The sequence below is a fragment of the Macrococcus sp. DPC7161 genome (genome assembly GCF_004117835.1).
Lineage (GTDB): Bacteria > Bacillota > Bacilli > Staphylococcales > Staphylococcaceae > SDSC01.
The window spans coordinates 1-384 of the sequence record NZ_SDSC01000060.1; the positions used below are offsets into that span (position 1 = coordinate 1).

Below are 384 nucleotides of genomic sequence, written 5' to 3' on the forward strand. Positions count from 1 at the left end.
ATACTGTTGAAAGCACCAGAACAGAAAAGATCGCTGCAATTGTCTTCTTCACCATAACGTCTTCCTTTTAGGTAATGTTATTTATGTTTGCCTATAGCAAATTAATAATAGACAACATCGCCAAAAATGATGGGAATCTGATGATTTTTCGGAAGAGAAGAAAAATTAGCTGGCAGCGCGAGAGATGGAGTTGCCGAGATGTTTGATGTCTTCGCCGAAACCGCGAGCGGTGTTACAGCCCGTGAGCAGCGTGCTGGCAAGCAAAACAAGAACGATAAGGCGTTTCATCATCTCTGACCTGAATAAGTGATGGTGCAGCCTGCAGGCCGCACCACAACCGCATTACTTCACGCGAGAGACGTATTCACCAGAGCGGGTATCCAC

The 384-nt window shown here is 45.8% G+C and carries 1 protein-coding gene; it reads right to left on the reverse strand.

All coding sequences use genetic code 11. From position 1 onward, the window contains the following. Window positions 1-165 precede the first annotated feature (165 nt). Entirely contained in the window at window positions 166-291 is a 126-nt protein-coding gene (gene ecnA / locus ER639_RS12105; protein WP_000977757.1) for a lipoprotein antitoxin entericidin A, read from the reverse strand. Window positions 292-384 lie beyond the last annotated feature (93 nt).

Bases quoted from the DNA above. Each gene is read 5' to 3' on its own strand.
- ecnA (WP_000977757.1), bottom strand. From the start codon at position 291: ATGATGAAACGCCTTATCGTTCTTGTTTTGCTTGCCAGCACGCTGCTC.